Here is a 24,018-nt window from a genome sequence, read left to right on the forward strand (position 1 = left end):
ACCACCAAGAAGATGCAGGTCTGCACCTCGTGCATCAAGGCCGGCAAGGTCACCCGCGCCTGACGCGGTAGCGCCACCTCGCAGTCGTCGGTTGCCGGCGGACCCGAGCGGTCCGCCGGCTTCTGTCGTGTCCGGGAGTAGGTGCTGATGGGTGGCCGATCACCCGACGACCGGCGGCCCTCGCCCGGTTAGGGTCGTGCTGCGCCGGCTGTCCGGTCCGGCGTCGCTGGGTGTGGGGAGGAGCGACCGGTGGACCTGGACCTGGGCCGCGGCGAGATGGTGGTGGTCGGTGCCTCGTTCGGCTCGCTGCGCTGGTTCGACGACCATCTCCCCGCCGGCAGCGTGATCCTCGTCGAGGAGCCCGACGTGATCCGCCGCCGCGACCTGGAGCGATTCTGCGCCGGGCTGCCGCTGGTCTCCCGGCTGGTCCCGGCCGAATACCAGACCGGCCTCGACGTCGACGCCCTCCTCGCCCGGGAGCCCGGGCTGTCCGCCGCCCGGCTGGTCCTGCCCGGACTGGAGTACGCGGTGGGCGCCACCGCCCGGCTGGCCGAGCGGCTCGGTCTGCCCAACGCGGGAACGGCGGCGGCTGATGTCTTCGCCGACAAGCACCGGATGCGGCTGCTGGCCGGCGACGCCGGCCTGGCCAACCCGGCGTACGAACTGGTCGACGACCCGGCCCGGGCCGAGGAGTTCGCCCGGCGGCACGGCGGCCGGTGCGTGCTCAAGCCCACCCGGCGCTCCGGCAGCCTGGGCGTGCAACTGGTCACCGACCCGGCGGAGATCGCCTCGGTGTGGGCGGCCAGCGCCGCCCCGCCCGAGCCGGACGAGGCCACCGAGCGCGGGCTGCCCACCGAGGTGCTCGTCGAGCAACTGCTGGCCGGCTCGGAGCACAGCGTCGAGCTGCTGGTCGCTGACGGCGAGACGATCTTCGCCAACGTCACGGACAAGCGGATCGTCGGTGGCCGGTATCCGGTCGAATCCGGGCACACTGTGCCGTCCGCGTTGCCGGAGCCGACCCGCCGCGCGCTGCGGGAGGCCGCCGTACGGCTCGCCGAGGCGGCCGGCTTCCGCAGCGGCATGCTGCACAGCGAGTGGATCCTCGCCGACGGGGTGCCGACGCTGGTGGAGTGCGCCGGCCGGATGCCCGGCGACATGATCACCGCGCTGATCTCGATCGCCTACGAGTGGGACTTCATCGAGGCGTACCTGCGGGTGCTGCGCGGCGAGCGCCCGACCGCGCCGCCGGCCCGGCCCACCGGCGCCACGGCGGTCGAGTTCCTGGTCGCCCCGCCCGGCCGGGTCACCGCGGTGGACGGGCGACGGGCCGCGCTGCGGGTGGCGGGCGTGCTCGACGTGCAGGTCGACGTGACGGTCGGCGCCACCGTGCCAGAGGTGATCTCCTCGGCGCACCGCAGCGGTCACGTGCTGGCCTGGGGCGGCGACCCGGCCGAGGCGGAGGGCGCCGCCCGCAAGGCCGCCGACCAGATCCGGTTCACCGTCGCCTGAGCCGCCCCCGGGGCCGCGTCAGAGGGTGCGGCCGAACGACAGGCAGCCGGGGGCGTCCTGGTAGAAGCCGAAGTTCGGGATCCGCTCGTAGCCGGCCGAGGTGTACATGGCGATCGCCTCGGGCTGCTTGTCGCCGCACTCCAGGATGATCCGCTTGCGGCCCTGCTCGCGCGCCGACTCCTCCACCGCGGCCAGCACCGAGCGGGCCACGCCCCGCCCCCGGGCGGCGGGCGCGGTGTACATCCGCTTCAGCTCGGCGGTCTCGCCGTCGCCGTGGCTGCGCCAACCGCCGCAGCCCACCGGCTGCCCCTCCAGGTAGGCGACCAGGAAGGCGCCGTCCGGCAGCTCGAACTCCGCCGCGTCGATCGGGGTGTCGTCGCCGCTGCCGCCGTACCGCTCGCCCAGGTCGGCCAGGGCCGACCGGATCAGCGCCTGCGACTCGGGCGCGTCGAAGCGCCGCGCCCGGATCTCGATCTCACTCACGGCATGAAGGGTACGACCGGGGCCGGGCCCGTCCGGAGCCCGACCGCCGGCATCGGACGCAGATCACTCCGCCCGGGGAAAGTGGTCCCAGCCGGCCGGGCCCGCGTACGCCGCGCCGTCCACGGTTACCCCGGCGCCCTCGGACACCCGGCCGATCGGGCGCCAGCCGGTGGGCAGCGTCGCGGTCGCCGGGAAGGTCGCCGCGAGGGCGTGGTCCTCGCCGCCGGCCAGGATCCAGGAGTACGGGTCGACGCCGAGCGCCTGCGCCGCGTCGCGCATCTGCCGGGGCACCTCGAACGCGTCCCGGGTCACGTCGATCGCCACCCCGCTGGCCTTCGCCACGTGCCCCAGGTCGGCCAGCAACCCGTCCGAGACGTCGATCATGGCGGTGGCGCCGACCCGGGCCGCCTCCGGGCCGGCCGGGTACGGGACCTCGGGCCGGCGGAACGCCTCGACCAGCAGCCGGGGCGTCCGGAAGCCGCGGGAGAGCACGGTGTAGCCGGCCGCCGCCCAGCCGGTGCGCCCGGCGAGGGCCACCAGGTCCCCCGGGCGGGCCCCGGAGCGGACCACCGGCGGCCGGCCGGCCAGGTCGCCCAGCGCCGTCACCGCGATGGTCAGCGTGGGGCTGGCCGACATGTCCCCGCCGACCACGCTCGCCCCGACCAGGGCCGCCTCGGCGCCGAGCCCGTCGGCCAGTTCCTCGGCCCAGGCGGTGTCCATCTCGGCCGGGATGCAGAGAGCGACCAGCAGGGCGGTCGGGGTGGCGCCCATGGCGGCGATGTCGGCCAGGTTGGCCGCCGCCGCTCGGTGCCCGACGTCCCGCGCGGCGGACCAGTCCCGGCGGAAGTGCCGCCCCTCGACCAGCACGTCGGTGGAGGCGACCACCCGCCGGTCCGGCGCCGCGACGACCGCCGCGTCGTCACCGGGGCCGAGCAGCACGCTCTCCCCGTACGTGAGCCGGGCCGTCACCCGGTCGATCAGCCCGAACTCTCCGACACTCGCGACCGTCATTTCGTCCTCTCGTACGTTCCGCAGTACCACCGCCGGTGGTTCGGGCGTGCCCTCGCTCACCGCGTCCAGCCGACCACCGATAGGGATCGGGCCTGCTCCGTAAGGTAGTTTCACCCTTCGGGCCGCCCGAGGCGGCGACGGACGGAGGTCGAGTCGTGGTACAGGCGTACATCCTCATCCAGACCGAGGTCGGGCGGGCGCGTGACGTGGCCGGTCAGATCGCGGACCTTGCCGGCGTGGTACGGGTTGACGCCGTCACCGGGCCGTACGACGTGGTCGTCCTCACCGAGGCGAACACCGTCGACGAGCTCGGCAAACTCATCGTCAGCAAGGTGCAGATGGTGCCCGGCATCACCCGCACCCTCACGTGTTCGGTGGTACGGCTGTAAGTGGACGAGATCACTTCCTCCCCCGCTCCCGACGAGTCCCGCCCGGCCGGGCCGCGTCGCGACCGGTCGGCCCGCGCCGCCGCGCTCTGGGCGACCCTGATCGCGGTGCCGGTCACCCTGGCGGTGGCCGGATTCACCTTCGCCAAGCTCGCCCCGGACGAGCCGGCCGCCGCGCCCAGCGCCTCGGCGAGCGCCCCTCGGCCGCAGTCGACCACCCCGGTCGAGCTGCCCGCGCCGGCCCTGGCGGAGCGGCCCGCGGTGCTGTGCCGCGCCCTGGTGTCCCAGCTCCCGGCGAGCCTCCGGGACCTGGAGCAGCGGCCGGTCACCGCCGGCGCGGAGCAGAACGCCGCGTACGGCGACCCGGCGCTGACGGTCACCTGCGGGGCGGACGCGCCGGTCAAGCCGTGCCCCTCGCCCACCGCCGGCCAAATGCCCGACGGGTGCTTCCCCGACACGGACGAGGTGTGGTCGGTCAACAAGGTCTGCTGGCACCCGACGCAGGAGGCCGACGCGACGGTGCTGACCGCCGTCGACCGGGAGACCCCGATCCAGGTCCGGGTGCCCAAGGAGTACGCGCAGCCGCTCCAGTGGGTCAGCCCGATCTCCGACGCCATCGTCTCGGCGGTCCCGTCGGCGAAGACCGCCCCCTCCGGCTGCTCCGCCTGACGTCCACCGCCGCTTCCGGGGATCGTGGGCGGTCAGCGGCCGGCGCGGCGGAGGGCGGTACGGATCAGGCGGTTGACCAGCTTCGGGTACTCCAGCCCGCTGGCGGCCCACATGCGCGGGAACATCGACGTGGGGGTGAACCCCGGCATGGTGTTGATCTCGTTGAGATAGACGTCCAGCTCCGGGGTGACGAAGAAGTCGACCCGGGCCAGCCCGGAGCAGTCCAGCGCGGTGAACGCCCGGGTGGCGTACTCCCGCACCTGGCGGGTGACCCGCTCGGGCAGGTTCGCCGGGATGTCGTACTCGCAGGCGTCGTCGATGTACTTGGCCTCGAAGTCGTACCAGTCGTGGCCGGAGATCACCCGCACCTCGGCCAGCACCGACGCCTCGGGAGCGCCGCCGGCCTCGCCCTCCAACACCCCGCACTCGATCTCACGGCCGACGATCGCGCCCTCGACCAGCACCTTGGTGTCGATCTCGCGGGCGGCGGCGACCGCCGCGTCGAGCTGGGACCAGTCGTCGACCTTGGTGATGCCGAACGAGGAACCGGCTCGGGACGGCTTGACGAAGACCGGCAGGCCGAGGCGCTCCTTGTCCTCCTCGGTCAGGGTCATCCCGTTACGCAGCACCACGTACGGGCCGACCGGGATGCCCTCGACGGCGCAGAGCTTCTTGGTGAACTCCTTGTCCATGGCGGCCGCGGAGGCGAAGACGTTCGCCCCGACGTACGGGATGTCGGCCATCTCCAGCATCCCCTGGATGGTGCCGTCCTCGCCGTACGCGCCGTGCAGCACCGGGAAGACCACGTCCACATCGGCCAGCGCCCGGGGACCCTGCGCCGGGTCGAGCACCATGAGGCCGCCCACCGCCGGGTCGGCGCGCAGCACCAGCTCGGCCCCGGATCCGGAGGTGATCTCCGGAAGCCTGCGGTCCTGGATGGCGAGCTGGCCCGGGTCGGCGCTGGCCAGCACCCACTGGCCCTGCCGGGTGATCCCGACCGGCACCACCTCGAACTCGTCCGGGTCCAGGGCGCCCAGCACGCTGCCCGCACTGACGCAGGAGATGCCGTGCTCGGGGCTGCGGCCACCGAAGACGATCGCCACACGGGTCTTGCCTGGGGTGGTCACTGGTAGGTCACCTCTTCGCTCGCGACTGCGGCCGGCCGTGCTCGCCCGTGGCGCTCACCCGGTTGACCTTACTGTGCGTGGCGAGCCCCGGCAGCCGATACCCGGGGACAGGCGAGGGCCGGAGCGCATCCCGTCAACGAGCGTTATACAAGGAGTAACGGGACGTGTCGTGCGGCACGGGCCGGTTACGCTGCTCGTCCTGTGAGCTCCGATCCCCTCATCGACAGCCTGACCGCCGCCCTCGACGCCCGCCCGGACGACCTGCCGCTGCGGCTGCACCTGGCCGGGCTGCTGCTCGACGGCGGCCGGGCCGCGGAGGCCATCGCGCACGTCGGGCAGGCGCTCGCCCGGGACCCGGGCAACGCGCAGGCGCAGGCCCTGATGCAGCGCGCCCTCGGCACACCCGCGCCGGCCCCGACCGAGGCGGCGACCCGGCCTCCGACGCAGCGGCCGGCGCCGGACGGCCCGCCCGACCCCCTCGCCGCGTACGCCGAGGAGCTTGCCGACGTGGTGCCGCCGCGCTTCGCGCCGGCCGGCGACGAGCCGGAGCCGGTCCGCGGCGAGGCCGACCGGGTGTACGACGTGGAGTCCTCCTCGGTCCGGCTGGCCGACGTGGGCGGCATGTCGGCGGTCAAGGAGCGCCTGGAGCTGGCCTTCCTGGGCCCGCTGCGCAATCCGGAACTGCGCCGGATGTACGGCAAGAGCCTGCGCGGTGGGCTGATGCTCTACGGGCCGCCCGGCTGCGGCAAGACCTTCCTGGCCCGGGCGGTGGCCGGCGAGATGGGGGCGAAGTTTCTCTCCTTGTCCATCGTGGACGTGCTGGACATGTGGGTGGGCAACTCCGAGCGGAACCTGCACCAGCTGTTCCAGGCGGCCCGGCGCAACGCCCCCTGCGTGCTCTTCCTCGACGAGATCGACGCCCTCGGCCACAAGCGGTCGCAGGTGTCGTCGAGTTCGATGCGGACCCTGGGCAACCAACTCCTGGCCGAGTTGGACGGTATGGAGGGCGACAACGAGGGCGTCTTCGTGCTGGCCGCCACGAACACCCCGTGGGACGTCGACCCGGCGCTGCGGCGGCCGGGCCGACTGGACCGGATGGTGCTGGTGCTGCCGCCGGACGCCGAGGCCCGGGCCGCGATTCTCGAGTACCACCTGCGCGAGCGGCCGATCGCCAACATCGACCTGCGCCGGGTGGTGGCCGCGACCGAGGACTTCTCCGGCGCCGACCTGGCCCACCTCTGCGAGACCGCGGCCGAGTTCGCGATGGCCGACTCGGTACGCACCGGCGAGGTCCGGATGATCGAGCAGCGGGACCTGGACCGGGCCCTGAAGGAGGTCCGCCCGTCCACCCGTCCGTGGCTGTCCACCGCCCGCAACGTCGCCATGTTCGCCAACGAGGGCGGCGTCTACGACGACCTGGTCGGCTACCTGAAGCGGCGCCGGCTGCTCTGAGGCCGGGCGGCCGGTGGCGGGACCTGCCACCGGCCGCCCGGCACCCCGCCTCGCGCAGCCGGTGCCGCAGTCGGAGGCGGGCGGGTTCAGTCCAGGTGCGCCGGTTCCTTCGGCCGGCGTCCCACCGCGATGACCTTGACGCGCTGCCGCCCGGCGCGAACCATCCCGAGGGCCATGAAGGCACCGGCGATCCGGTCCGCCGCCTCGCGGCTGCTCGCCCCGACCACCTGTCGACGCCGCTCCGGGCTGGCCCGCTCGTTGCGCTCCACCCCGTCCAGGGGCCGGACGTCGGTGAGGACCACGAGAAAGCGGGTCATCCCCGGCCACCTCCGTCCGGTGGGCGGCAACCGGTCACCGTCATGCCTCTCCCTCTCCGCTTCGTCCCCGCGCCTGCTCTGGAGGTGCGGGGCACGCGGCGATCGGGTCGTGGGGGGAGTAAAACCCGATCGCCACGCGCCCCATCCCCTCCGGTCGCTCACCGCTACCGTCGCCACGACAACCAGCGGTGAGGACGCCGTCACAGATTGACAGGTGGACACGCGTGAATGCAACTCTCATCGAATTTCTCTCATGCACAACCTCCCGTTGATGTGCGACCATCGATGCATGGCGCCGAAAACCGCCCGGGCCCGACGGCTCGGCATCGCCCTGCGCACCCACCGGGAGGCCGCCGGCCTGACCCTCGAGGCCGCCGCCGACGAGATCAACAGCACCCGGAGCACCCTGTCCCGGTACGAGAACGCCCAGACCCTGGTCAGCCCGGCCACCGTGCGCGCCCTGCTCACTCTCTACGGGGTGAGCCCGGACGAGATCGCGGCGGCGGTGCAGCTCGCCAAGGACGCCCGCAAGCCCGGCTGGTGGGTCTCCTACTCGTACCTGCTGGACCGGCGGACCATCGACTTCATCGCCCTGGAGGCGGAGGCGACCGGGATCGCCAACTTCGAGCCCTCGGTGGTGCCCGGCCTGCTCCAGACCGCCGACTACGTCCGGGGAGTGATGCGCGGCGGGCCGCACACCCTCAGCGACGAGCAGGTGGAGCAGCGCGTCCAGGTCCGGCTCGACCGGCAGCACCGGCTCACGAGTGACGAACCGCCGATCTTCGACGCCATCCTCGACGAGGGCGCGCTGCTGCGTCCGGTGGGCGACCGGTCGGTGATGGCGGGCCAGCTCCGGCACCTGCTGAAGATGGCCGAGCTGCCCAACATCACCGTGCAGGTCATCCCACTGGCCGCCGGCTACCACCGGGGGACGCGGGGCTCGCTGCACATGTTGGAGTTCGCCGACCCGGAGGATCCGATCATCGCGTCCGTGGAGACGGTCGCCGGCCAGATGATCCTGGACCGGCCGGGCGACCTGCGTACCTGCACCAAGATCATGGAGCACCTGCGGACCGTGGCGCTCAGCCCGGCGGCCAGCCGGGACCAACTCCTCCGCCTGCTGAACGAGAGGTAATCCCGATGAACGGCACGAACAGCCCGTACCCGCCGGCGACCGGCTGGCGCAAGAGCAGCCACAGCGGCGACGAGGGCGCGTGCGTCGAGATGGCGCTCCTGCCGAAGGCGGTCGCCGTCCGCGACTCCAAGGACCCGGCCGGCCCGGTGCTGGTCTTCCCGCCGGCCGCCTGGGCCGCCTTCACCGGGGCGCCGCCGCGCCCCTGACCGGGCTCAACCGGCGACGAGAGGATCGGCGGCCGAGCCGGCCCGGACCGATTCCAGGGCGGCGATGGCCACCCCGCGCGCCCCGGCCATGTCCCGGTCGGGCACCAGGGCGAAGGTGGCCACCGCGGCCTGCTCGGCCCGGAGCACGGTGTGCTCCCGTACGGTGGCCAGGAACCACTCCCGGAACTCCGGCGCCGCCTCCACCACCCCACCCCCGACGAAGTACGCGTGCGGGTCGGTGAAGTTCGCCGCGATCGTGAAGAGCCGGCCCAGCGCCGCCGCCTGCTGGGCGAAGACCTGCCGGGCCAGCCCGTCGCCCCGCTCACCGTAGCCGCGGACCAGCTTGGCCGCCCGGGCCGGCTCCTCCGCCGCCAGCGGGTGCCCCGGGAACCGCCCCAGCCAGTACGGCAGCAGGTTCCGCTCGATCGCGGTCAGCGAGGCGACGCTCTCCGCGTCCCCGCTGAAGCCGCAGGCGCAGGTGGGCACCGGCTGGTCCGGCGCGATGAGCCCGTCGAGCGGGATGTGCACGTGCCCGAACTCCCCCGCCATCCCGGCCGCGCCGCCGACCACCCGGCCGGCCTCCACCACCCCGCCACCGAGCCCGGTGCCGACGATGGCGGCGACCGAGGACCGGCGCATGGCGTCGGCTCCGAAGTGGACGTGGTGCGCGTAGAGGGCCGCGGCGTTGCCGTCGTTGGCGTAGACCACCGGCAGGCCCAGCCGGCGTTCGAGCGCGCCCCGGACGTCGTACCCCCGCCAGGCGGGCTGGGAGAAGTTGGTGGAGCCGCGCGACGAGATCACCCCGGTGGCGCTGGCCGGGCCGGGGGTGTCCAGCCCGACCGCGCGCACCAGTTCCCGGGGCACCCCGGTCAGCGCCAGCACCCCGTCGAAGGCCCGGGCCAGCGCCGCGATCGCCGCCTCCGGACCGGCCCGCACCTCGCTCGGGATCTCCACCAGGCCGTCCACCAGGAACCGGCCGTCGACGGTCAGCACGGTGGCGTTGTTGCTGTTGCCACCGTTGTCGAGCCCCACCACCACCGGCACACCCGCGCTGCCCACAGCCACCCCTCCCACCGAGCGTGGCCTGAGGCTAGTGCGGTGTCTACCGGCCCGCCATGCACCGGATGGCTGCTCACCATCTGCTCGGGGAGCCGAACGACGTGGCCGTACGGTGCGGCGGATCGCCGCGGCGGCACTCAGGCGGGGCGGCGGGCGGTGACGGCGGTGGCGTCCAGGTCGTCGTCGTGCACCACCGTCGGTACCAGGCCGACCCCGGCCAGCACCGCGCGCAGCGCCTCGGCCTGGCCGGCGCTGGCCTCCACCGCGAGGTGCCCGCCCGGGGCGAGCCATTCGGCCGCGCCGGCCGCCACCCGGCGCAGCACGGCCAGCCCGTCCACGCCGCCGTCCAGGGCCACCGGCGCCTCGTACAGCCGTGCCTCCGCCGGCAGCAGCGCCACTGCCTCGCTCGGCACGTACGGGGCGTTCGCCACCACCAGGTCCAGCCGGCCCCGCCACTCGGCGGGCACCGGCGCGAACAGGTCGCCCTGGAACACCGGTACGCCGAGCGAGGCGAGGTTGCGTCGGGCACAGGCCACCGCGGCCGGGTCGATGTCGGCCGCGGCCAGCCAGCGTGGTGCCAGCCGGTCGTGCAGCACCAGGGCGGCGGCGCCGGACCCGCAGCAGAGGTCCAGCACGGCCGGCGCCGGGCCGGCGACCGCCGCGGCGGCGGCCACCAGCAGGGCGGTACGCCCACGGGGCACGAACACCCCGGGGTCGACGGCGACCCGGCGGCCGCAGAACTCGGCCCAGCCCAGCAGGTGTTCCAGCGGCCGGCCGGCGACCCGGCGGTCGACCAGGTCGGTGAGGGCCGCGACCGAGTCGGCGGCGGCGATGAGCAGGTCCGCCTCGTCCTCGGCGTAGACGCAACCGGCGGCGCGCAGCCGCTGGACGAGGGCGGAACGGTCGGCGAGCGACAGTGTCATGGGGGTTGCCTTTCGGGAACGCTCGTCGGCGCTCCCGACGTCGCCTAATCCCGGGACGACGCGGACTCGGAGGGAGCGCCGGTCCTTCGCTGGTGGATCGGTCTCACCCCCTCCGGTCGAGGCCCGTGCGGGCCGTGGCTGATGGTCACCTTAGCGGAGCCACCGCGGTCCGGTCGCCCCGGCGCCCGCGCGGCGCGGCGGGCCTCAACCGGCGCTGGCGTCCAGCGCGGCGGCCACGTCGGCCACCAGGTCGGCACCGTCCTCGATGCCGCAGGAGAGGCGCACGAAGCCGGGGGCGGTGTCGTCGCCCCACTGGGCCCGCCGGTCCGCGGTGGTGTGCAGGCCGCCGAACGAGGTGGCGGCGGCGACCAGCCGGGACGCGTCGAGGAACCGGGCCACCCGGACGGCGTCGCCCAGGTCGAAGGAGAGCACCCCCGGCATCCGGCGCATCTGCGCCGAGGCGATCGGGTACGCGGGATCGGTCGCCAGGCCGGGCCAGCGCAGCCCGGCGACGTCGGCCCGCCCGGCGAGCAGCCGGGCGAGCGCCTCGGCGTTGGCGGTCTGCCGGGCCAGCCGCAGGTCCACGGTCGCCAGCGAGCGGTGCGCCAACCAGCAGTCGAACGCGCCGGGCACCCCACCCGTGGTGGTCCGCCAGGCGGTCACCGGGTCGAGCAGTTCGGCGGAGCGGGTCGCCACGTACCCGAGGAGCAGGTCGGAGTGGCCGGTGAGGGCCTTGGTGCCGGAGGCGACCACCACGTCCGCGCCCAGTTCCAGCGGGCGCTGCCCGAGCGGGGTGGCGGTGGTGTTGTCCACCGCGACCAGCGCCCCGGCGGCGTGCGCGGCGGCGGCGAGCGCCGGCAGGTCGGCCACGTCCAGGCCGGGGTTCGCCGGGGTCTCCAGCAGCACCAGCCGGACCCCCTCGAACGACGGGTACGGCCCGGCGGTCGGCACGAAACCGACGCGTACCCCGATGCCCTCCAGGGTGGCCGTGGCGAAGGCCCGCACCGGAAAGTACCCGTCCGCGGGGAGCAGCACGGCGTCGCCAGGGCGCAGCAGCGCTAGCAGCAGCCCGGTGATGGCCGCCTGGCCGCTGGCGAAGACCCGGCAGTCCCCGCCCTCCAGCTCGCCGATGGCGGCCTCCAGCAGCCGCCGGGTGGGGTTGTCCGGCCGGCCGTACCCGTTGGGCGTCGCCGCCGGGCCCTGCCACGGGTCGAGGTGGTAGGGCGCGGCGAAGACCGGGCCGGGCAGGAACGGCCGTCCCGGCTCCGGTGCCGGGAGCCCGGCGTGGACGCTGCGGGTGCCGTCACCCCACTCGGTCATCGTCGCCTCACTCGTACGACTCGGGCTTGGCGGTCCGGCTCATCAGGGCGTCCACGGCGAGCCGCGGGTCCATCCCCTCGTGGCAGATCCGCTCGATCTGCTCGGTGATCGGCATCTCCACGCCGTGCGCCCGGGCCAGGTCCCGGATGGCCAGGCAACTCTTCACGCCCTCGGCGGTCTGCCGGGTGGCCGCCTGGGCCTGTTCCAGGGTCTCCCCCCGGCCCAGGTGCTCGCCGAAGGTGCGGTTGCGGGCCAGCGGCGAGGTGCAGGAGGCGACCAGGTCACCCATCCCGGCCAGGCCGGCGAAGGTGATCGGGTCGGCGCCGAGCGCCACCCCCAGCCGGGCGGTCTCGGCCAGGCCCCGGGTCATCAGCATGGCGCGGGTGTTGTCGCCGAAGCCCATCGCGGTGGCGATCCCGTAGGACAGCGCGATCACGTTCTTCACCGCCCCACCCAGCTCGCAGCCGATCACGTCGTCGTTCGTGTACGGACGGAAGTACGGGGTCCGGATCGACGACTGGACCAGGGCGGTGCGCCCGCCGTCGGTGCCGGCGACCACGGTCGCGGCGGGCTGCTCGGCGGCGATCTCCGGGGCCAGGTTGGGGCCGGAGACGACCACCACCCGGTCGGCGGGCACCCCGGCGGTCTCCATGATCACCTGGCTCATCCGCTTGGTGGTGCCGAGTTCGATGCCCTTCATCAGGGACACCAGCGTCGCGTCGGGGTCCAGGTACGGGGCCCACCCGGCGAGGTTGGCCCGCAGCGTCTGGGACGGCACGGAGAGCACCACCACCTCGGCCCCGGCGATCGCCTCCTCGGCGTCCCCGGTCGCGGTGACCCGGTCGGGCAGCCGCACGTCCGAGAGGTAGTCCGGGTTGCGGCGCTCGGTGTGGATCGCGTCGGCCACCGCCCGCCGGCGGGCCAGGATGGTCACGTCCCGGCCGGCGTCGGCGAGGATCTTGGCGAACGCGGTCCCCCACGACCCCGCGCCGAGCACGGCGACGTGCCCGGTCATTCGGTCACCTCGGGGGTGCGCTTGCGGGCGGGGCGCTCCCAGAGCGGGGGTGGGGTGCCGCCGCGGATCTCGGCGACCAGGTCACGGATCCGCAGCATGATGGTGTCGGTCATCTCCTCGAGGATGGCCCGGGACGGGTCGGCGCCCGCCCACCGGCTCAGGTCGACCGGGGGCCCGGCCACCACGGTCACCGGAGTCCGGGGGCGCAGCCTCAGCCGGGAGGTCTTCGGGTCGAACATCTGCTCCGGCCCCGTCATGGCGACCGGGATCACCGGCGCGCCGGTGGCCAGCGCCAGCCGGGCCGCGCCGGTCTTGCCCTTCATCGGCCACAGGTCGGGTTCGCGGGTGATCGTCCCCTCCGGGTAGATCACCACCGCGCCCCCCTCGTTCAGTGCCTGGACCAGCTTGTCCAGCGACTTCACCGCCTCGACCGTGCCCCGCTCCACCGGGATCTGCCGGCACCGGTGCAGGAGCCAACCGATCACCGGGACCCGGAACAGACTGGCCTTGCCGAGGTACTGCGGCCACCGCCCGGAGTCGTAGATGAAGTGCGCGGAGACCAGCGGGTCGGCGTGCGAGATGTGGTTGGGCACGATGATGATGCCGCCGTCCCGGCGCAGGTGCTCCATGCCCCGCCAGGTACGCCGGGTCCAGACGGTCAGCACCGGCTTGACCAGCACCACGGCTAACCGTGGCCAGAATCCCACCTTCCGCCGCGCCACCTGCGCCCCCTCCTCGTGCCCCGACCCCGTGCGCACCCACGCCCGCGACGAAATCATGCCTGCTCGCCCCGGGTCCGGCCAGTGAGGGTACCGCCGTCCGACTGGCAGGATGGGAACGTGCCCGAGCCGAGCTGGACCGTGGTGGTGCCGGTGAAGCGCCTCGGGGCGGCGAAGAGCCGCCTGCGGGGCGCGCTGTCCGGCGTACCCCATGAGGAGTTGGCGCTGGCCCTGGCGGCCGACACGGTCCGGGCGGTGCGCGCCTGCCCGGCCGTGGCCGAGGTGCTGGTGGTCACCGACGACCCCCGGGTGGCGGCGGAGGTCGCGGCGGCCGGCGCGCGCGTCGCGCCGGACCCGGCGGCCGGTCTGAACGGCGCCTTCCGGCACGGCGCGGCGGTCGCCGGCCCGCGCGCCGCGGTGGCCGGCCTCACCGCCGACCTGCCGGCGCTGTGCCCGGCCGAGCTGGCCGCGGCGCTGCGGGCCGTCCCGACCAAACAACGGGCGGGGGTACGCGGGTTCGTGGCCGACGCCCCGGGCAGCGGCACCGTGCTGCTCGCCGCGCCGGCCGGGGTCCCGCTGGATCCCCGCTTCGGCCCGGGCTCCGCCGCGGCCCACGCGGCCAGCGGGGCGCTGCCGCTGGACGGCGACTGGCCCACCCTGCGCCGGGACGTCGACACCGCCGCCGACCTGGCCGCGGCGGCCCGGCTGGGCCTCGGTCCGCGCACCGCCGCGCTGCTCGGCGCCCGCGCGGTCGCCACCCCCGGCTGACCGGTCCGGGCCGGCCGGCCCCGGGGCGGTGCGAGGATCCGCTACGGTGCTGGCATGCAGGGCACGGTGGCCACCTACGACGCGTCGACCCGCAGCGGCGTGCTGCTCCTCGACGACGGCACCGAACTGCCCTTCCCGGCCCGCGCCTTCGACGCCTCCGGGCTGCGGCTGCTCCGGCTCGGGCAGCGGGTCCGGATCGAGCGGGACGCCGCCGGCGAGGTCGTCCGGGTGACTTTGCCGACCATGTCCTGATCGACCTGCCCCGAGTTCATTTTCTGTTCACCGTTATCGGGGAATCATGAGGTGGTGAGCACCCCTCGCGAGCACCCGGAGAGTCCGCCGCACCTCCTCCACCCGACGGCGCCCCGCAACGGCACCCGGGCCCGGAGCAGCGACGGGCGGTTCCGCCGGATCCGTCCCCCGGAGGAGAACCTCAGCGTCGAGTCGGCCGCCCCCGACTCCGCCGGCCTGGAGGAGCCGCTCGATCCCGTGGAGGGCCCCGGGCCGGAAATCGTGTCGCCGGCCGCGCAGCCGCTGCCCGAGGACCGCTTCCTCAACCGGGAGCTGTCCTGGCTCGACTTCAACGCCCGGGTGCTGGCGCTCGCCGAGGATCCGCGCACCCCGCTGCTGGAGCGGGCCAAGTTCCTGGCCATCTTCGCCAGCAACCTGGACGAGTTCTACATGGTGCGGGTGGCCGGGCTGAAGCGCCGTCTCTCCGCCGGCCTGCCGGTCCGTGGCGGCGACCGGCTGCCGCTGCGCACGCAACTGGAGCTGATCGCGGAGAAGACCGCCGACCTGGTGTCCCGGCACGCCGCCGGTTTCGTCGACGACGTACTGCCGAAGCTGGCCGAGGAGGACATCCGGATCCTGCGCTGGAGCGACCTGGACGACGCCGAGCGGGAACGGCTACGCACCTGGTTCCGGGAGCACATCTTCCCGGTGCTCACCCCGCTCGCGGTCGACCCGGCCCACCCGTTCCCGTACATCTCCGGGCGGTCGCTGAACCTGGCCGTGTCGGTCCGCGACCCGGACGGCGGTTCGGAGCTGTTCGCCCGGGTCAAGGTGCCCAACAACGTGCCCCGGTTCGTCCGGGTGGCCCGCGACCAGCCGGGCGTGCGCTTCCTGCCGGTGGAGGACCTCATCTCGGTGCACCTCGGGCAGCTCTTCTCCGGCATGCAGGTGGTCGAGTGCCACCTGTTCCGGGTCACCCGCAACGCCGAGGTGGAGGTGGACGAGGACCGCGACGAGGACCTGCTCCAGGCCCTGGAGCGCGAGCTGGCCCGCCGCCGGTTCGGCCCGCCGGTCCGGCTGGAGGTGGCCGCCTCCATCTCCGACCACATGCTGGAGCTGCTCGTCCGCGAGCTGGACATGGACGGCCAGGACGTGCTCCGGGTCCGCGGCCTGCTCGACCTCTCCGCGCTGTGGCAGGTGTACGGCGAGACCGAGCGCGCCGACCTGAAGGACCCGCCGTTCGTGCCGGCCACCCACCCCCGGCTCGCCGAGGGTGAGGTGCCGCGCAGCGTCTTCGCCACCCTGCGGGACGGCGACGTGCTGGTGCACCACCCGTACCACTCGTTCGCCACCAGCGTGCAGCGGTTCATCGAGCAGGCCGCCGCCGACCCGAACGTGCTGGCCATCAAGCAGACCCTCTACCGCACCAGCGGCGACTCGCCGATCGTTGACGCCCTGGTCGACGCGGCCGCCGCCGGCAAGCAGGTGGTGGTGCTGGTGGAGCTGAAGGCGCGCTTCGACGAGGTGGCGAACATCGGCTGGGCGCGCACCCTGGAGCGGGCCGGCTGCCACGTCGTCTACGGCCTGGTGGGGCTGAAGACGCACTGCAAGACCGCCCTGGTGGTACGCCAGGAGGGCAACCAGATCCGCCGCTACTGCCACATCGGCACCGGCAACTACCACCCGAAGACCGCCCGGCTCTACGAGGACTTCGGCATGCTCACCGCCGACCCGGAGATCGGCGCCGACCTGACCGACCTGTTCAACGTGCTCACCGGCTACAGCCGGCAGACCGCGTACCGGCGGCTGCTGGTGGCCCCGCAGGGCATCCGCAGCGGCCTGATCGAGCGGATCGAGCGGGAGATCGCCCACGTCCGGCTCGGCATGCCGGGGCTGGTGCAGTTCAAGGTGAACGCTCTGGTGGACGAGGAGATCACCGACGCGCTCTACCGGGCCTCCCAGGCCGGCGTGCACGTCGACCTGCTGATCCGGGGCATGTGCACGCTGCGGCCCGGGGTGCCGGGGCTGTCGGAGAACATCCGGGTCCGCTCGATCCTCGGCCGGTTCCTGGAGCACTCCCGCATCTTCCGGTTCGGCAACAACGGCGACGCCGAGTTCTGGATGGGCTCGTCCGACCTGATGCACCGCAACCTGGACCGCCGGGTGGAGGCGCTGGTGCAGGTGAGCGACCCGGTGGCCCGGGCCGAACTGGACCAGGTGCTCTCCGCCGCGTTCAGCCCCGAGGTGGACGCGTTCGAGCTGGCCGGGGACGGCACCTGGCACCGGCGTACCGGGACCGACGAGACGCCGCTGACCCACCTGCAGGAGCTGTTGCTGCACCGGGTCGGCGGGACGGCGGGCTGACCGGGCGCGCACGGCTTACGGTGAGCCGATGATGGACGACGAGCCGGGGCTGATCCGGGCCGCGGGCGGGGTCGCCTGGCGTCCGGGCGCGGCCGGTGTCGAGGTCTGCCTCGTGCACCGCCCCCGGTACGGCGACTGGTCGCTGCCGAAGGGCAAGTTGGACAAGGGCGAACACCCGCTGCGGGCGGCGGTCCGCGAGGTGGCCGAGGAGACCGACGTCCGGGCGGTGCCGCAGGTACGCCTACCCGCGGTGCGCTACCGCAGCGAGGGGCGGCCGAAGGCGGTCGACTACTGGTCGATGCGGGCCGCGGCGGCCGGCGGCTTCCAGCCCGGCACCGAGGTGGACGAGGTCCGCTGGCTTCCCGCCGACGCCGCCGTACGCCTGGTCAGCTACCCGCACGACGCCGAGGTGCTCGCCGCGTTCGCGGCGCTGCCGCCGGTCACCGGCGTCGTGCTGCTGGTCCGGCACGCGCACGCCGGCAAGCGGGGCACCTGGACCGGCCCGGACACCGGCCGGCCGCTGGACGCGGAGGGCTGGGCACAGGCGCAGGCCGTGGCCGAGCTGGTCGCCCTGGTCCGCCCGGTACGCCTGCTCTCCGCCTCGGCCCGCCGCTGCGTGCAGACCCTCGACCCGGCGGCCGCCCTGCTGGACCTGCCGATCGAGGTGGCCGGCGAGCTGGACGAGCCGAAACCCGGGCAGCAGCCCGAGGAGTGCGCACTGGCCGGCGCGGCCCGGCTGGCCGAGCTGGCCGCCGCCGGCGACCCGGTCGCGGTATGCAGCCAGGGCAAGCTGATCCCGGGCATGCTGGAACGGTTGACCGGCCGCGCCGACGACTTCACCACCGCGAAGGGCGGCGGCTGGCTGCTCGCCTTCACCGGGGACCGGCTCCTCGCCGCCGACCGCCTGTAAGGAGGGGCCCGGTTAACGCCTGCGGTATAAGCATGGGCGCCCTTTCGACACCCCGCCGGGAGACAGCGCCGGGGCGGCGGTGGCCGGTCGACGCGTACCCACGAGAAAGGGCGCCCACCGCGAGCGGTGGGCGCCCTTTCCAGGCCGTACGGTCGGTCAGCGCCGGGTGGCGGCCTTCTTGGCCGGAGCCTTCTTCGCGGGTGCCTTCTTGGCGGCCGTCGTCTTCTTGGCCGCGGTGGTCTTCGCCGCCGTGGTCTTCTTGGCGGCCGTGGTCTTCTTCGCCGCCGGGGCCTTCTTGGCCGCCGGGGCCTTCTTGGCCGCCGGGGCCTTCTTCGCCGCGGCGGTCTTGGTCGCCGCGGCCTTCTTCGCCGGCGCCGCCTTCTTCGCCGGCGCGGCCTTCTTGGTCGCAGCGGCGGTCTTGGCGGCCTTCGCCGCCGTGGTCTTCTTGGCGGCGGCGGCCGCAGCGGTCTTCTTCGCGGCGGTCGCCTTGGCCCCGGTGGTCTTGGCCGGGGCGGCCGCGGCCTTCCTGGCGGCGGCCGTGGCCTTCGGCAGCTTGCCGCTGGCCACCATCTCCTTGAAACCGGCGCCCGGGCGGAACGTCGGGACGGAGGTCTTCTTGACCTTCACCGCCTCGCCGGTCCGCGGGTTTCGCGCTGTTCGGGCGCCTCGGATGCGCTTTTCGAACGCTCCGAACCCGGTGATAGCCACCTTCTCGCCCTTGGTGACCGCCGCCTGGACCTCAGCGAGGACCGCGTCGAGCGCGGCCGTCGCCGTCTTCCGGTCCCCCAGGCGAACGGCGAGCGCCTCGATGAGCTCGGCCTTGTTCACGATTTCCTCCCGATTGTGCAACTGACTCGACGCGAGCCATTCTGCGCGCACGGTATGCCCTGTGCTGCCTGGACACAAACATTCGGTGGAAAAAAGCCCTTGTGTCGTAACGGATTCGCCCCCACCGGCGGGGCCGGTGGGGGCGAAAAGCTATCTGCGGTCAGGCGACCGAGGGCAGGAACGACGGCCGGGAGGCCTCGTAGGCAGCGATCTCGGCCTCGTGCCGGAGGGTGAGTCCAATGTCATCCAAGCCCTCCATCAGCCGCCAGCGGCTGTGGTCGTCGAGAGGGAAGGCCCAGGTTGCCTCCCCGGCGTGGACTTCGCGGGCGGTGAGGTCGACGGTGATCGGGGTGGTGGGTTCGGATTCCACCAGTTGCCACAGTTCTTCCACGGCTGTCAATTCCAGCTCCACCGGAAGGAGCCCCTCCTTGAGGGCGTTGCCGCGGAAGATGTCACCGAAGCGGGGAGAGATCACGGCCCGGAAGCCCCAGTCCCGCAGTGCCCAGACGGCGTGCTCGCGGGAGGAGCCGGTACCGAACTCGGGGCCCCCGATAAGAATCGACGCACCCGAATGGGCGGGATCGTTGAGAACGAATGACGGGTCCTCCCGCCACGCGCTGAAGAGTCCGTCGGCGAAACCGGTCCGGGTCACCCGCTTGAGGTACACGGCCGGGATGATCTGATCGGTGTCCACATTGGAACGGCGGAGTGGCACGGCGGTGCCGGTGTGAGTGGTGAACTTGTCCATCTCTCGGCTGCCCTTCTACAGGTCGGCGGGGGCGGCCAGCCGGCCGACCACGGCGGTGGCGGCGGCGACCGGCGGGGACACCAGATGGGTACGCCCACCCCGGCCCTGGCGGCCCTCGAAGTTGCGGTTGGAGGTCGAGGCCGAGCGCTGGCCCGGCTTCAGCGTGTCGGGGTTCATCCCGAGACACATGGAGCAGCCGGCGAAGCGCCACTCGGCGCCGGCGTCGGTGAAGACCTTGTCCAGGCCCTCCGCCTCGGCGGCCTCGCGGACCGCGGCTGAGCCGGGCACCACCAGCATGCGTACGCCGTCGGCGACCTGGTGCCCGCGCAGCACGTCGGCGGCGGCCCGCAGGTCCTCCAGCCGGCCGTTGGTGCAGGAGCCCACGAAGACCACGTCCACGGCGAGGTCGCGCAGCGAGGTGCCGGGGGTGAGGTCCATGTACTCCAGCGCCCGGCGGGCGGCGACCCGCTCCGGCTCGCTGACGAACTCCTCCGGGTCCGGCACGGCCGCGTCGAGCGGCGCGCCCTGGCCCGGGTTGGTGCCCCAGGTGACGAACGGGGTGATCCGGCCGGCGTCCAGGGTCACCTCGGTGTCGAAGGTCGCTCCCTCGTCGGTGGGCAGCGTCCGCCAGTAGTCGACCGCCGCGTCCCAGTCGGCCCCCTGCGGCGCGTTCGGCCGCCCCTTCAGGTAAGCGAAGGTGGTCTCGTCCGGCGCGATCATGCCGGCCTTGGCACCCCACTCGATGGACATGTTGGCGATGGTCATCCGGCCCTCCATGGAGAGGTCCCGGATCGCCTCGCCCCGGTACTCCACGATGTGGCCGCGCCCGCCGCCGGTGCCCACCTGGGCGATCAGGGCCAGAACCAGGTCCTTGGCGGTCACGCCCGGGGCGAGTTCGCCGACGACGTTCACCGCCATGGTCTTCGGCCGGGCCTGCGGCAGCGTCTGGGTGGCCAGCACGTGCTCCACCTCACTGGTGCCGATGCCGAAGGCGAGCGCGCCGAACGCGCCGTGGGTGGCGGTGTGCGAGTCGCCGCAGACGATCGTCATGCCCGGCTGGGTGAGGCCCAGTTGCGGGCCGATCACGTGCACGATGCCCTGGTTCTCGTCGCCCAGCGGGTGCAGCCGTACGCCGAACTCGGCGCAGTTGCGGCGCAGCGTCTCGATCTGGGTGCGGGAGGTCGGGTCCGCGATGGTGAGCAGGTCCCCGCGCCGGGACCGGAACGCGGGGTCGTCGTACCCGGTGGGGGTGTTGTGGTCCTCGGTCGCGATCGTCAGGTCGGTACGGCGGACCGGACGGCCGGCGAGGCGCAGGCCGTCGAACGCCTGCGGGCTGGTGACCTCGTGCAGCAGGTGCAGGTCGATGAAGAGCAGATCCGGCTCACCGTCGGCGGAGCGGACGACGTGCGCGTCCCAGACCTTCTCGGCCAGGGTCCTCGGTTGAGTGACTCCCACCATCTGGACATCCTAAATTCTGGGAGGTAAATTTCGGCTTGTGGGACACAGTATGAGCGGTGTCGGCGTTCTCGACAAGGCGGTGGTCATCCTGGCCGCCTGTGTCGACGGCGCCAGCCTGGCCGAACTCGTTGAACGCACCAAGCTGCCCCGGGCCACCGCGCACCGGCTCGCACAGGCGCTGGAGATCCACCGGATGCTGGTCCGGGACACCCAGGGCCGCTGGCGCCCGGGCCCCCGGCTCGGCGAGTTGGCCAACGCCGCGCCGGACGTGCTGCTGACCGCCGCCGAGCCGCTGCTCGCCGCGCTGCGCGACGCCACCGGGGAGAGCGCCCAGCTCTACCTGCGCCGGGCCGACGAGCGCATCTGCGTGGCCGCCGCCGAGCGGGCGAGCGGCCTGCGCGACACCGTGCCGATCGGCTCGGTGCTGCCGATGACGGCCGGCTCCGCGGCGCAGATCCTGCTGGCCTGGGAGCCGCCCGAGGCAGTCATGCCGCTGCTGCCCCGGTCCAAGTTCACCGGCCGCACCCTCGCCGAGGTACGCCGGCGCGGCTGGGCGCAGAGCGTCGCCGAACGGGAGGCCGGGGTGGCGAGCGTCTCCGCCCCGATCCGCGACCGGACCGGCCGGGTCATCGCCGCGATCAGCATCTCCGGCCCGATCGAGCGCCTCGGCCGCCGTCCCGGCGAACGACACGCCATGGCGGTCGTCCGCGCCGGCCAACGCCTCTCCGGTCTCTGACCCCGCCCCGCCCCACGATCCGCGCAACATCGGGGAACGTGCTGCCTCCCGCCGCGTCGACGCAGCAACTTCAGCGAAGGTGCGCGGATCTGGGAGGCAGCACAGGGCCGGAAGGGCGAGCGGCCTGTCTCGTGGTCACGAGACGGGCCGTTCGGTGTGGTAGCCCCGACCGGATTCGAACCGGCGCTACCGCCTTGAGAGGGCGGCGTCCTGGGCCGCTAGACGACGGGGCCAGGCACTTTCCTGCTTCACCGCCCCTGAGGAGCGGTGCGGCAGTAGTCTATCGGCACCACCCGCGGGCCCGACGAGGGGGTCACCCCTGCCGGGCAGGAAGTGGGCACCGACGGGCGGCGAGCGGCGCCACAAACGAGGAAGCCCGCCCCACCAGGTGGGACGGGCTGTCAGCGCTGTAGCCCCGACCGGATTCGAACCGGCGCTACCGCCTTGAGAGGGCGGCGTCCTGGGCCGCTAGACGACGGGGCCAGAACTTCCTGCTTCCCCACCCGAGCGGGCGAGGAAGCTGCACTCTATCAGAGATCATCTTCCGCCCCTCACGTGAGGGGCGGAGCGGAACTCCGCCAGAATCCAGCGTCCGGGATTCTCGCGAATCCGCGGTTGCGCTGGGGTACCAGGACTCGAACCTAGACTAACTGAACCAGAATCAGTCGGGCTGCCAATTACCCCATACCCCATTGGCCCCTTGCGGCGCCGGGAATGAACTTTACCCTCCCGGTGCCAGCAGGCCAAATCCAACCCCTCAAACCGCACTTGACCTGCGGAAACGAGGCGTCGGACGGATCAGGTGACCGGCACCACCGGGTTGCTGAGTTCGCCGATCCCCTCGATCCGTACGGTGACCGTATCCCCGTCTGTGAGCGGGCTAACCCCCGCCGGCGTGCCGGTGAGCACGACGTCACCGGGGAGCAACGTCATCACGTGGGAGATGTACGACACCAGGGCCGGAACATCGAAGACCATGTCCTTGGTCCGGCCGAGCTGGCGTACCTCCATCTCCTCCGGGTTGCGGCCCACCTCACAGCGGACCTCCAGGTCGGAGACGTCCAGCCCGGTCGTGATCCACGGCCCGATCGGGCAGAACGAGTCGAAGCCCTTGGCCCGGGTCCACTGCCCGTCCGAGCGCTGGAGGTCGCGCGCCGTGACGTCGTTGGCGCAGGTGTAACCGAAGATGGCCCGCTCGGCGGCGGCCCGGTCGGCCCGGCGCGCGCCGGGGGCGCCGATCACCACGGCCAGCTCCGCCTCGTGCTCGACCTGCTTCGAGAAGACCGGCAGCCGGATGGCGTCCCGCGGGCCGATCACCGAGGTGGAGGGCTTGAGGAAGAGCAACGGTTCCTTCGGCACCTCGCTGCCGTGCTCGGCGGCGTGCTCGGCGTAGTTGCGGCCGACGCAGACCACCTTGCTCGGCAGGATCGGCGAGAGCAGCCGGACGTCGGAGAGCGCCCAGCGGGCACCGGAGAACTGGAGCTGTCCGAACGGGTGCCCCTCGATCTCGGCGATGGTCAGGCCCTGCGGCCCGGCCTGCGGCTCGCCCTCGACGACCCCGAACGACATTCCCTTGGCATGAGCGAAACGAGCGATACGCACCCGGCCAATCTATCCCCGCCGGCCGGCCCGGCCGCGCCGGACGTGGCCACCCCGCCCGGCGCGGGCACCGGCGACGCGCGACGGGCACGCCACGATACGCCGGCCCGCACCGCCCGGGGCGGGTATGTCGACTTCGTACCCGCCCGGCGGGGGCGGGCCCATAGCTTCGGGTCCGGAGGTTCGTTCGTATGCCTGCATCGAGACGACACCACAGGGCCCTGGCCGTGATCGTGAACTGCCTGGGCGTCCTCGCCGCCGTACCGGCGCTGCCGCCGGCGGCACCCCGAGCGGTGGCCGCACCCGCGCAGCCGGCACCCGCGGCACCGGCCGCGCCGGCGCAGCGCGCCACCCCGATCCCGACCGGTGTGCCGGCGGCCCCACCGGCGGTGGCCCCGACGAAGCCGCCGCCGGTCCAGATGGCGAAGCCGCCGGTCACCCTGGCGATGGACGTGGCCGGTACCCCGGCGCCCGGGTACCGGATCCTGGTGCGCAACGGCGGGACCAGCATGGTCGAGACGACCGTGCGGCAGGAGCTGCCCACCGGGGCGCGCGCGACCACGGTGACCGGCGGCGGCCGGGCCAGCATCCCGATCGGGTCGAGCGGCGTCAACGAGGTGACCTGGCGGCTGCGGCTGCCGCCGCACAGCACCACGGCCCTGCACACCGCCCTCAGCACCACCCCCGCCACCGGCCGGTCGGTGACCGCCCCCGCGTGCGTCTACGGCACCGACGGCACCCGGCCGTACGACTGCGCCACGGCGACGTGGACGGGGCCGGGCGCGGCCCCGACGACGGCGAAGGTGACCGCGGCACCCGTCTGGCGACGCCCGCCGCTGCTGCTGGCCGGGCCGGTCGCGGCGCTGGTGGTGGCCGGCAGCGGGCTCTGGTGGTGGCAGCGCCGGCGGCGGCCCGGCGCGACAGCGAGCGGTCCGCGGACGGCACGCGCCGGCATCCCGGCCGCCCCGGGTGGCGCGGGCGGGCCGGCGGATCGTGGCACGGTGTACCCGCGCCCGGCCATGCCCGCCGTGGCGGGACGGCGGCG

The 24,018-nt window shown here is 73.8% G+C and carries 24 protein-coding genes, 3 tRNA genes and 1 pseudogene; 12 read left to right on the forward strand and 16 right to left on the reverse strand.

Annotated elements, in window-relative coordinates; genetic code table 11:
* The first annotated feature begins 249 nt into the window (after nt 1-249).
* Nucleotides 250-1,509, forward strand: a complete 1,260-nt coding sequence (locus ONA70_RS20240) for an ATP-grasp domain-containing protein (RefSeq protein ID WP_265008031.1) — start codon at nt 250-252, stop codon at nt 1,507-1,509.
* Between the two features lie 18 nt (nt 1,510-1,527).
* Here ONA70_RS20240 and ONA70_RS20245 read toward each other — a convergent pair whose 3' ends face one another.
* Together ONA70_RS20245 and ONA70_RS20250 are read right to left on the reverse strand one after the other, a co-directional pair.
* Nucleotides 1,528-1,992 carry a GNAT family N-acetyltransferase gene (locus tag ONA70_RS20245; RefSeq protein WP_265008032.1) on the reverse strand — a complete coding sequence of 155 codons (465 nt, stop codon included), beginning with the start codon at nt 1,990-1,992 and terminating at the stop codon, nt 1,528-1,530.
* A gap of 63 nt (nt 1,993-2,055) precedes the next feature.
* A complete protein-coding gene (locus ONA70_RS20250) occupies nt 2,056-3,003 on the reverse strand; it encodes a thiamine-phosphate kinase (protein ID WP_265008033.1) in 948 nt (315 codons plus the stop codon).
* A 155-nt stretch (nt 3,004-3,158) separates the two neighbouring features.
* Here ONA70_RS20250 and ONA70_RS20255 point away from each other — a divergent pair, with 155 nt between their 5' ends.
* A complete protein-coding gene (locus ONA70_RS20255; RefSeq protein ID WP_018786298.1) occupies nt 3,159-3,392 on the forward strand; it encodes an Lrp/AsnC ligand binding domain-containing protein in 234 nt (77 codons plus the stop codon).
* Entirely contained in the window at nt 3,393-4,058 is a 666-nt protein-coding gene (locus ONA70_RS20260) for a DUF3515 domain-containing protein (RefSeq protein ID WP_265008034.1), read from the forward strand.
* 32 nt (nt 4,059-4,090) lie between these two features.
* On the opposite strand, the gene ONA70_RS20265 is transcribed toward ONA70_RS20260, so the two are convergent.
* Complete coding sequence (locus tag ONA70_RS20265; RefSeq protein WP_265008035.1) at nt 4,091-5,185, reverse strand: D-alanine--D-alanine ligase family protein; 1,095 nt, start codon at nt 5,183-5,185, stop codon at nt 4,091-4,093.
* Nucleotides 5,186-5,386: 201 nt separating this feature from the next.
* Here ONA70_RS20265 and ONA70_RS20270 point away from each other — a divergent pair, with 201 nt between their 5' ends.
* Entirely contained in the window at nt 5,387-6,637 is a 1,251-nt protein-coding gene (locus tag ONA70_RS20270; protein WP_265008036.1) for an ATP-binding protein, read from the forward strand.
* An 86-nt stretch (nt 6,638-6,723) separates the two neighbouring features.
* Here ONA70_RS20270 and ONA70_RS20275 read toward each other — a convergent pair whose 3' ends face one another.
* Nucleotides 6,724-6,954, reverse strand: a complete 231-nt coding sequence (locus tag ONA70_RS20275) for a hypothetical protein (RefSeq protein ID WP_265008037.1) — start codon at nt 6,952-6,954, stop codon at nt 6,724-6,726.
* A gap of 289 nt (nt 6,955-7,243) precedes the next feature.
* Here ONA70_RS20275 and ONA70_RS20280 point away from each other — a divergent pair, with 289 nt between their 5' ends.
* Together ONA70_RS20280 and ONA70_RS20285 are read left to right on the forward strand one after the other, a co-directional pair.
* Nucleotides 7,244-8,089 carry a helix-turn-helix domain-containing protein gene (locus ONA70_RS20280; protein ID WP_265008038.1) on the forward strand — a complete coding sequence of 282 codons (846 nt, stop codon included), beginning with the start codon at nt 7,244-7,246 and terminating at the stop codon, nt 8,087-8,089.
* 5 nt (nt 8,090-8,094) lie between these two features.
* Nucleotides 8,095-8,295: a DUF397 domain-containing protein gene (locus ONA70_RS20285; RefSeq protein ID WP_265008039.1), complete on the forward strand. Its 201-nt coding sequence runs from the start codon at nt 8,095-8,097 to the stop codon at nt 8,293-8,295.
* A 6-nt stretch (nt 8,296-8,301) separates the two neighbouring features.
* Here the strand turns inward: ONA70_RS20285 and ONA70_RS20290 are convergent, their stop codons facing one another.
* The 5 genes from ONA70_RS20290 to ONA70_RS20310 all read right to left on the reverse strand — a co-directional run bounded on the left by ONA70_RS20290 (nt 8,302) and on the right by ONA70_RS20310 (nt 13,334).
* Nucleotides 8,302-9,354 (reverse strand): ROK family protein, encoded by a 1,053-nt coding sequence (locus ONA70_RS20290; protein ID WP_265008054.1) that lies wholly within the window; start codon nt 9,352-9,354, stop codon nt 8,302-8,304.
* Nucleotides 9,355-9,491: 137 nt separating this feature from the next.
* Nucleotides 9,492-10,277, reverse strand: coding sequence for a putative protein N(5)-glutamine methyltransferase (locus tag ONA70_RS20295; RefSeq protein ID WP_265008040.1), 786 nt, complete (start codon nt 10,275-10,277; stop codon nt 9,492-9,494).
* A 204-nt stretch (nt 10,278-10,481) separates the two neighbouring features.
* Nucleotides 10,482-11,597, reverse strand: coding sequence for a cystathionine gamma-lyase (locus ONA70_RS20300; protein WP_265008041.1), 1,116 nt, complete (start codon nt 11,595-11,597; stop codon nt 10,482-10,484).
* Between the two features lie 7 nt (nt 11,598-11,604).
* Nucleotides 11,605-12,612, reverse strand: a complete 1,008-nt coding sequence (locus ONA70_RS20305) for an NAD(P)H-dependent glycerol-3-phosphate dehydrogenase (RefSeq protein WP_265008042.1) — start codon at nt 12,610-12,612, stop codon at nt 11,605-11,607.
* On the reverse strand, nt 12,609-13,334 hold the full coding sequence (locus ONA70_RS20310) for a lysophospholipid acyltransferase family protein (RefSeq protein ID WP_265008043.1): 726 nt from the start codon (nt 13,332-13,334) through the stop codon (nt 12,609-12,611). Before ONA70_RS20310 ends, ONA70_RS20305 begins: the two co-directional genes overlap by 4 nt.
* 117 nt (nt 13,335-13,451) lie before the next feature.
* On the opposite strand from ONA70_RS20310, the gene cofC reads away from it, so the two are divergent.
* From cofC to ONA70_RS20330, 4 genes are read left to right on the forward strand one after another with little or no spacing between them, the layout of a single operon-like run.
* Nucleotides 13,452-14,099: a 2-phospho-L-lactate guanylyltransferase gene (gene cofC / locus ONA70_RS20315; protein WP_265008044.1), complete on the forward strand. Its 648-nt coding sequence runs from the start codon at nt 13,452-13,454 to the stop codon at nt 14,097-14,099.
* A 54-nt stretch (nt 14,100-14,153) separates the two neighbouring features.
* Entirely contained in the window at nt 14,154-14,351 is a 198-nt protein-coding gene (locus ONA70_RS20320) for a cold-shock protein (RefSeq protein WP_265008045.1), read from the forward strand.
* A 54-nt stretch (nt 14,352-14,405) separates the two neighbouring features.
* Nucleotides 14,406-16,694 (forward strand): RNA degradosome polyphosphate kinase, encoded by a 2,289-nt coding sequence (locus tag ONA70_RS20325; RefSeq protein ID WP_265008046.1) that lies wholly within the window; start codon nt 14,406-14,408, stop codon nt 16,692-16,694.
* Between the two features lie 28 nt (nt 16,695-16,722).
* Complete coding sequence (locus ONA70_RS20330; RefSeq protein WP_265008047.1) at nt 16,723-17,604, forward strand: NUDIX hydrolase; 882 nt, start codon at nt 16,723-16,725, stop codon at nt 17,602-17,604.
* Between the two features lie 156 nt (nt 17,605-17,760).
* Here the strand turns inward: ONA70_RS20330 and ONA70_RS20335 are convergent, their stop codons facing one another.
* The 3 genes from ONA70_RS20335 to leuC form a co-directional block, all read right to left on the reverse strand.
* Nucleotides 17,761-18,432, reverse strand: a complete 672-nt coding sequence (locus ONA70_RS20335; RefSeq protein WP_265008048.1) for an HU family DNA-binding protein — start codon at nt 18,430-18,432, stop codon at nt 17,761-17,763.
* Nucleotides 18,433-18,592: 160 nt separating this feature from the next.
* Nucleotides 18,593-19,180: a 3-isopropylmalate dehydratase small subunit gene (gene leuD, locus ONA70_RS20340; RefSeq protein ID WP_265008049.1), complete on the reverse strand. Its 588-nt coding sequence runs from the start codon at nt 19,178-19,180 to the stop codon at nt 18,593-18,595.
* 15 nt (nt 19,181-19,195) lie between these two features.
* Entirely contained in the window at nt 19,196-20,638 is a 1,443-nt protein-coding gene (leuC, locus tag ONA70_RS20345; protein WP_265008050.1) for a 3-isopropylmalate dehydratase large subunit, read from the reverse strand.
* A gap of 49 nt (nt 20,639-20,687) precedes the next feature.
* On the opposite strand from leuC, the gene ONA70_RS20350 reads away from it, so the two are divergent.
* Entirely contained in the window at nt 20,688-21,374 is a 687-nt protein-coding gene (locus tag ONA70_RS20350) for an IclR family transcriptional regulator (protein ID WP_265008051.1), read from the forward strand.
* Nucleotides 21,375-21,531: 157 nt separating this feature from the next.
* Here the strand turns inward: ONA70_RS20350 and ONA70_RS20355 are convergent.
* The 4 genes from ONA70_RS20355 to ONA70_RS20370 form a co-directional block, all read right to left on the reverse strand.
* Nucleotides 21,532-21,607: transfer RNA gene (locus tag ONA70_RS20355), tRNA-Glu, on the reverse strand.
* 177 nt (nt 21,608-21,784) lie between these two features.
* Nucleotides 21,785-21,857, reverse strand: a tRNA-Glu gene (locus tag ONA70_RS20360).
* A 137-nt stretch (nt 21,858-21,994) separates the two neighbouring features.
* Nucleotides 21,995-22,066: transfer RNA gene (locus ONA70_RS20365), tRNA-Gln, on the reverse strand.
* A gap of 106 nt (nt 22,067-22,172) precedes the next feature.
* Nucleotides 22,173-22,976: a fumarylacetoacetate hydrolase family protein gene (locus ONA70_RS20370; RefSeq protein WP_265008052.1), complete on the reverse strand. Its 804-nt coding sequence runs from the start codon at nt 22,974-22,976 to the stop codon at nt 22,173-22,175.
* A gap of 224 nt (nt 22,977-23,200) precedes the next feature.
* Here ONA70_RS20370 and ONA70_RS20375 point away from each other — a divergent pair.
* A pseudogene (locus tag ONA70_RS20375) lies at nt 23,201-24,018 on the forward strand (cytochrome c-type biogenesis protein CcmH); the annotation flags it as partial.

Source organism: Micromonospora yasonensis, from assembly GCF_026013475.1.
Classification (GTDB): domain Bacteria; phylum Actinomycetota; class Actinomycetes; order Mycobacteriales; family Micromonosporaceae; genus Micromonospora; species Micromonospora yasonensis.